This is a genomic window from Slackia sp., assembly GCF_977041755.1.
The window spans coordinates 1-7,126 of sequence record NZ_CDRRGL010000098.1 but is presented as its reverse complement, the minus strand read 5'-3'; the positions used below and the strand labels follow the sequence as shown (position 1 = coordinate 7,126).

The 7,126-nt window shown below is 59.0% G+C and carries 6 protein-coding genes; 5 read left to right on the top strand and 1 reads right to left on the bottom strand.

Annotated elements, in window-relative coordinates:
* Positions 1-410 precede the first annotated feature (410 nt).
* The 5 genes from era to ACWI8T_RS07280 all read left to right on the top strand — a co-directional run bounded on the left by era (position 411) and on the right by ACWI8T_RS07280 (position 5,828).
* Positions 411-1,316, top strand: a complete 906-nt coding sequence (gene era / locus ACWI8T_RS07300; protein WP_449138464.1) for a GTPase Era — start codon at positions 411-413, stop codon at positions 1,314-1,316.
* A 3-nt stretch (positions 1,317-1,319) separates the two neighbouring features.
* Positions 1,320-3,080 (top strand): zinc-ribbon domain-containing protein, encoded by a 1,761-nt coding sequence (locus ACWI8T_RS07295; RefSeq protein ID WP_449138463.1) that lies wholly within the window; start codon positions 1,320-1,322, stop codon positions 3,078-3,080.
* Between the two features lie 290 nt (positions 3,081-3,370).
* Positions 3,371-4,135 (top strand): methionine ABC transporter ATP-binding protein, encoded by a 765-nt coding sequence (locus ACWI8T_RS07290; RefSeq protein ID WP_302853413.1) that lies wholly within the window; start codon positions 3,371-3,373, stop codon positions 4,133-4,135.
* A complete protein-coding gene (locus tag ACWI8T_RS07285) occupies positions 4,135-4,812 on the top strand; it encodes a methionine ABC transporter permease (protein WP_281667948.1) in 678 nt (225 codons plus the stop codon). The genes ACWI8T_RS07290 and ACWI8T_RS07285 overlap by 1 nt, the downstream gene beginning before the upstream one ends.
* 158 nt (positions 4,813-4,970) lie before the next feature.
* Positions 4,971-5,828 (top strand): MetQ/NlpA family ABC transporter substrate-binding protein, encoded by an 858-nt coding sequence (locus ACWI8T_RS07280; RefSeq protein WP_287538624.1) that lies wholly within the window; start codon positions 4,971-4,973, stop codon positions 5,826-5,828.
* Between the two features lie 204 nt (positions 5,829-6,032).
* Here ACWI8T_RS07280 and ACWI8T_RS07275 read toward each other — a convergent pair.
* The coding region (locus tag ACWI8T_RS07275) for an LTA synthase family protein (RefSeq protein ID WP_449138462.1) at positions 6,033-7,126 on the bottom strand (1,094 nt) is incomplete at its 5' end.

The window sequence follows — 7,126 nt, the reverse complement described above, 5'->3', positions numbered from 1 at the left end:
CCGCCGAAACTCGTTAGCCCTTCTTGCTCTGGCTTTATCGACTGAAAGCCGATGGCTCGCTGTGCGACAATTCGTCGAGAGCAGATACCTGAGTTCGCACGAACAGCCCACTGGGCTGTTCGGCTCGTGCGGACGGCTCTCGCCAAACCGCCGCGCAGCGAGCGAGGTGTCATTGGAACCATCGTGGATAGGCTCTCGCATTTTCTTATTTTTGCCGAGGCATAGAATATTCGCGTTGGGCATGCCTGGAGCAACTTTTGCGCACGAGCCGAAAGCCACTTAATGTGGCTTTCGTGCGAGTCAGAACTTGTTGCGGAAGGTATACCCAACGCGAATATTCCCCAGTACAATACGCATAACCACAAAGCCGCGAACTGAGCTGTTCGTCGATGAGAGAAAGAGAGTCATTCATGACCGAAGAATTCCGCAGTGGATTCGTCACCTTGGTAGGTCGCCCGAACGCTGGCAAATCTACCCTTATCAACGCCGTGGTGGGGCATAAGGTTGCCATTACCTCGAACACCGCGCAAACCACCCGCCACCGCTTCCGCGCTATCGTCACTCGTGAAGACATGCAAATGATCATGGTCGACACGCCGGGCATGCACAAGCCTCACGACGCGCTGGGCGAGGAACTCAACACCTCTGCCATTAAGGCCATGGAAGATGTCGACGTGGTGGCGTTCCTCGTCGACGCGAGCAAGCCGGTTGGCACGGGTGACGAGTGGGTTGCCCGTCAGGTGCGCGAAGTGCGCGGCGCTCGCAAGATTCTCGTGATTACCAAGGCCGACCTCGTGAGCAAAGAAACCGCCATCCAGCAGCTCGAGGCGGCTCGCGCTTTGGGCACCTGGGACGATGAAGTGGTGCTTTCTTCCAAGAACGGCTTCAACGTTGAAGGTTTCGTACAGGCCGTTGCGAAATGGCTGCCTGAAGGCCCGAAGTGGTTTCCCGAAGACATGGACACCGACCAGCCCTTCGAGGTGCTCGTTGCTGAGTTCATTCGCGAGAAAATCCTGCGCAGCTATCGTGACGAGGTTCCTCACTCCATCGGCGTTGTGGCCGATCAAATGACTTACGACCGCAAGAAAGACATGTATCGCATTTTCGCGAACGTCTACGTCGAGCGCGACAGTCAGAAGGGCATCATCATCGGCAAGGGTGGCGAGGCCATCAAGAAGGTCGGCATCGAAGCCCGTCACGACCTTGAGCAAATGCTCGGCTGCAAGGTATTCCTCGACATGCAGGTGAAGGTGAAGAAGAACTGGCGTCGCGACTTGAACCAGATTCGTCGTTTCGGCTACGGGGAAGGCATGTAGGCCATGGCGAAGTACTGTTCGTGGTGCGGCGAGCCGCTCGAGCCGGGCGCGCGCTATTGCGCTGAGTGTGGCGCGCGCGTGCTCGAGAGCGTGAGGGTCACCGGCAAAGGCGACAGCGATCCCATGCGCGGGCTCGACATCGTGGGTGGCAATCCCATTCCCGCTAGCAAAACCACCAAGCTCGACTTGGGTACCCTCGAGGCGCTCAAGCTTCGCGATAACTTGCCGGGCGACGACGAACCCACGCATGCTAAGCCTAGCCTGGCCAGCGCTTCTGCGGCGCATTTCGGCGGAGCGAAGACGACTTCCCTCGAGATTCCCGAGGTCGTCGAAGCCCCTGAGATCATCGCCGTGCCCGAGGTGGGAGATGCCTGCGGGCCGGCGGCCGATCGCGGCGCTTCGGGCGCTTCCGAGAATGTAAGCGATCATGACGCCGAGGCGCGTTCCGCGGCAACTGGACAAGCAGGCTCCGCCGACGCTGCGGATTCGTTCAATGCCGATGAAGAGGTTGAGACTGAGGCTTCTTCTGAGGCGTCTGAGGTTGATGCTGCCGATGCGACCGATGCCTCTGAATCTGAAGAGGCTTGCAAATCAGAAGAAGCTCTCGCTGATGAGGCGATTGAGGTTGCGGAAGATGACGAGCCTTCGGACGCATTGCGGGCTGAAGTGGCTGGCGGCGAAGCGGATGCGGAAACGCTCAAGGACGACGCGGCGACCGAAGGCGTTGTACATGGTGAATCGGACGATGCATCTGGCGAGCAGCCTGCGTGCGGCACCGATTCCGAGCGCGACCATGCGGAAGGCGAAGTTGATGCCGAGGCCGATGCGGCCGAGCCTGTCGACGCCGACGCGTCCAAACCTGCTCCTTCCAGCGAGGAGCCTTCCGATGCCGCGCCCAAGCCGGCTGTCGTATTCGATTTCGACGACGAGCACGAAGCGGTGCCCGTGATTCCTCGTGAGGCTCAGGCGGCTGCTGCCAAGCCTGGCCCTATCAGCTTTGACGGAACCGATACGCTCGTGCTGCCGAGCGATGCGCAGCCTAAGCATTTCGGCCTTGACAGGCCCGATTTGAAGGCGCGAAAACGCAAGCGCATTTTCATCGCCCTGTGTTGCGTGATCGCGGTTCTCGTAATTGCGGCATGCGTGCTTGCCTATGTTCGCTTCGGCGGGCAAGCGGGCCAAGATGCTTCCCAACAGCAGTCCCAAACACAGCAGGAGGCTCCGGCGGCCTCTTCCGAGGAAAACGAGAAACCCGAAACCAAGGCAGATGACGATGCCGCGAAGGCTTCTGCCGAGGCGCTTGCACGCGAGCAGTCGACGCCGAGCGAGGAGCAAATTTTCCAAACGCTGTCGAGCGAGTATTCGGCGCTTGATGGCTACAGCAATCGAATCGTGAGCTGCGTTGACGATTTCAACAGCTGGTATATTGCGCGTGATATGAACAAGCGTCAGGCGTCGCAGGCGACAGCCGAAAAGGTGAAGAGCGACCTTGAGGCCGCCAAAGCCGAAATTGAGAACCTGAAGGTTTCCAACAGCTCGCCGTACGCGGCCGATGCCGCCAACCTGATTGAGCTCTACGATTGCCAGATCGGCCGCATTACGTCGTTGACCGACGCGTGGGCGGTAAGCGTGCAGTACGAGGTTCCCTCGGAACACCAAGATGAGATTCTTGCGGCGCTGTCGGCGAACTACGTAGGCGGCAACAACCCCTACCTTGAGCGCTACGACGAGCTGTACCCGTCCTCGAAGCCGGTCTTAAAATAGCGTTCTCAACTGCAGTTATATGGGCTATCTACAAAACAGATAGCGAATCATCGATTATTCCAAGAATCGCCCGTCGAAAAAGCGGGTGATTTTTATTGACGCCCTCAATCCATCAGGTAGTATAGGCAGCTATGAATACGATTTCCGCACATATCATGGCCATGAACGCATGCGAGATGCCCAAGCCTGGGTGCCTGCGTTCGTGCGCTGACACTCAGGCGTAACGCCCGCGGCCCAGCCGCGCATATCTTGCGGAACTGCTCCATTTTCTATCTCTTTATTGAGGCATCATGATTGTTTTAGACCACCTTTCGAAAACCTATGTCGGCTCGGCCGGTGCGCACGAGGCGCTGCGCGATATCAACTTGCATGTTGAGCCGGGCGACGTGTTCGGCATCATCGGCCAGTCGGGCGCGGGCAAGTCGACGCTCGTTCGCTGCATCAACCTGCTCGAGCGTCCCACGGCGGGCCGCGTGCTCATCGATGGCGCCGATGTGACCGACTATTCTGGCAAGCAGCTCATCGATTTGCGCCAGTCCATTGGCATGATCTTCCAGAATTTCAGCCTGTTCGCCCAGCGCACGGTGCTGCGCAATGTCACGTTCCCGCTCGAACTGCATGGCACGCCGAAGAAGCAGGCCGAAGCTCGTGCGCTCGAACTGCTCGAACTCGTGGGGCTTTCCGGCAAGGCGAACAATTACCCCAGCCAGCTTTCGGGCGGCCAGCAGCAGCGCGTCGCCATTGCGCGCGCCCTTGCTTCGAACCCGAAGATTATGCTGTGCGACGAAGCCACGAGCGCGCTCGACACGCTTACGACGCACTCAATCCTAGGCCTTCTGCGCGATATCAACAAAGAGCTTGGCGTCACCATGGTCGTTATCACGCACTCCCTTTCGGTTGCCGAGCAAATTTGTAACAAGGTGGCCGTCATTGAGGCCGGTAGCATTGCCGAGCAAGGCAAAACCGCCGATGTGTTCGGCAATCCGCAGAGCGCCGCAACGCGCCTGCTCATTGAAGCCGACCAGGGCTTCGCGTGCGCGAAAGGGGGCAACTAATGGAGGCGATCAACGCATTCATCGCTCAGTATGGCGCCCTTATGGCTCAGGGCACGTGGGACGCCATCGTCATGACCGTGCTCTCGACGTTGTTCGCGTACGTCATTGGCATCCCTGTGGGCGTTCTGCTCGTTTTGACCGAGCCGGGCGGCCTGCATCCGCACCGCATCTTCAACAGCGTGCTTGGTTGGATAGTGAACATCATGCGCTCCATTCCGTTCATCATCCTTATCGTGTTCATGATCCCGTTCACGCGCGCCATCGTAGGCACTTCGCTTGGCGTGGGCGCGGCTATCGTGCCGCTCACCGTGTCGGCTGCGCCCTTCGTTGCGCGCATGGTCGAGCAAAGCCTCGCCGAAATCGACGGCGGCCTCGTCGAAGCTGCGCAAAGCTTTGGCGCGAGCACCTGGCAAATCATCAGCAAGGTGCTTCTGCCCGAAAGCATGCCGTCTTTGGTGCGTGGCCTGTCCATCACGTTCATCACGCTGTTCGGCTTCGTGGCCATGGCCGGCACGGTGGGCGCGGGCGGCATTGGCGACATCGCCATTCGCTATGGCTACCAGCGCTATCAAGACGACGTCATGGTCGTGGCCATCGTGCTGTGCGTAATCATCGTGCAAATCGCGCAGAGCATTTGCTCGGCCATCGCCCGCAAGATCGACCACCGCGTTCGCTAATCATTTTTTCGCATAGTTTCCCCAGGTCACATGCTGGCCTTGGGTTCGTGCACCCATATTGCGTTCATTTCCTTTAGGGAATTTGAATAGGGAAGGGAAGCGCCCAGGCGCTTCGAAGGTGCGAGCCGTTTGGCTCGCAAGAAGGAAAGGGTTTCGCTATGAACCTGAAAAACGTTGTGCGCATCGCTGCATGCGCCGCCGCCACGGGCGTGCTCGCCGTGGCACTCGCCGGCTGCGGGTCTTCGTCCTCGCAGCATCAAATTGCCGTTCCGTCCGATGCTACCAACGAGGCTCGCGCGCTTCTGCTGCTGCAGGACGAGGGCTTGCTCACGCTCAACGACGGCGCGGGCCTTACGGCTACCACCAACGACATCAAAGAAAACCCCTATAACATCCAGTTCGTCGAAACGGAAGCCGCGAGCGTTCCCCGCACGCTTTCCGATGTTGACGCTGCGGTGATCAACGGCAACTACGCCCTGGGCGCGGGCCTTGACCCGTCGACCGCATTCGCTGCTGAGGGTGCCGACTCCCAGGCAGCTCAGGAATACGGTAACGTCGTTGCCGTTCGCTCCGGCGACGAGAAGTCTGCCAAGACCGAAGCTTTGCTCGCTGCGTTGCAGAGCCAGAAGGTTTCCGACTTCATTACGAGCACCTATTCTGGCACCGTCGTGCCCGTGTTCACCGTCGTTGACGACATTCCGCAGGCCACCGGCGACGACACCACCATCAAGGTTGGCGCTTCGCCCACGCCTCACGCCGAGATTCTGAATGCTGCGAAAGACCTGCTCGCTGCTAAGGGTTGGACGCTCGAGGTCGTTGAATTCACCGACTACGTGCAGCCCAACGTCGCCCTGTCTGACGGCAGCCTCGACGCGAACTACTTCCAGCACCAGCCCTACCTCGACAACTACAACGAGGAAAACGGCACCGACCTCGTTGGCGTCGCCAAGATCCACTTTGAGGCCATGGCCCTTTACGGTGGCAAGGCCGCAAGCCTCGACGACCTGAAGAAATAACCTCAGGCAGTTCACTCTGTCGCCCGCAAGCCGCTCTTCGGAGCGGCTTGTTTTGCGTTTGGAGCGCGCAAGGTGCCACCTTTCGATTCCGTGGAAGGGGCTTTTGCTGGGGCTTTTATATATTCCGACCCTGCGCGAACGCGGCCATCGTTGCAAGCAAAAGGGCTCCCAACTAGGGAGCCCTTGTTCGTGTTGCTGCTCGTGCTACTGTTTGTTGTCGAAGAGGTTTTGGTGCTGCACGATTGCCAAATCGGCAACCGCTTCGGCAGAAGAGCTGTCGGCATCGTCGTTCCAATGCCATACGCCTTCCGCGTCCATATAGCCGTTCAGGTTAATCGCCGGCAGCGATTGCTTCGTGGCATAAAGGAATGCGAAGTACTCGTTGAGCGGCAAACCGGCCGCTTTCAGGGTAGTGGCTGCCAGATAGTTCAGGCTCGTGTCGCCGCCGTGCCGCACATGGCGCGAAAGTTGCTCGTCGTTCGTCCACAGCATGTAAGGGGTCACGTAGCGCTGCTGCGCATCGTCGACGGTGGGCTCTTCGTCGGAATCGCCCATAGGTGCGAGTTGCTCGACGAATCCTGGCTGGTGGTCGCCGAACAGCACGACCACAATGGGCTCTTCGCGCTGGGCAAGCTTCGCCAGAAATGCCGCCAAATCGGCATCGGCGCGCGCGATTGCCGTCACGTATTCATTGACCTCGGCCGATTCCTCGCCGTCCATGTCGATGCGCATCATGTCTTCTTCCGCAATCGTTCCCGTGTCATAGCCGCCGTGGTTGGCGATGGTCACGTCGAAGATGAACTGCGGCCCTTCGCCTTCATCCATGATTTGCAGGATTTTGTTGTAGGTCGCATCATCCGATACCATGTCGCGGAAATATTCGGCGCCATCGAAGCTTGTGATGTCGAAGAATTCGTCGAAGCCGAGCTGCTCGTACACGCGATCGCGGCGCCAGTTCTGCGCGTCGGCGGGGTGAATGGCGCTTGTGGCATAGCCGATCGATTTTAAATACGATGCCAAGTTGTCAACGCCATCAAGGTTATAGAGCATATAGGGGTACACGCCCGGCCCCAAAAGGCCCATGCTCGATCCCGTGAGGAATTCGAACTCGCTGTTGCACGTGCCGCCGCCCATCGCCGACACATAGACGTCGCCCGTGGCAACGGTTCCCTCGTACGTCGAGAAGGGAATGGAGCCGTCGTAGCTTTCCGCCAGCTGCGGATACGTCGAAATGTCGGAATACGTTTCGTTCATGATGGCGATGATGGTGGGGCGCACGTCGGGGTCGGTGGCTTCGG